The sequence below is a fragment of the Pseudomonas sp. BJa3 genome, assembly GCF_026343815.1.
GTDB lineage: Bacteria > Pseudomonadota > Gammaproteobacteria > Pseudomonadales > Pseudomonadaceae > Aquipseudomonas > Aquipseudomonas soli.
Map to the genome: position 1 here is coordinate 1 of NZ_JAOXMC010000459.1, position 243 is coordinate 243.

General features: G+C 61.7%; 1 pseudogene. It reads right to left on the reverse strand.

Annotation, left to right across the window (positions count from 1 at the left end):
* Positions 1-243 (reverse strand): annotated as a pseudogene (locus OH705_RS28410) (hypothetical protein); the annotation flags it as partial.

Here is a 243-nt window from a genome sequence, read left to right on the forward strand (position 1 = left end):
GGTGGCCAGTAGGCCGGCCAGGGCCAGAGAGGCGTAAATCACGAGTACGCCGCGCGACAGGCCTGTGGAGATATGCAGGAAGGTGTTGGCCGCCGTTACCACCATCACCGAAACCAACACCCCGCCGACAATGGACAGGATTACCCGCTCGCTCATATAGCGAAGGATGTAGTAATAGACGCCGAGGCCGGCCATGGCCACGATGCCACCGCCGCATGCGACCACGGACAGCATCAGGTACTG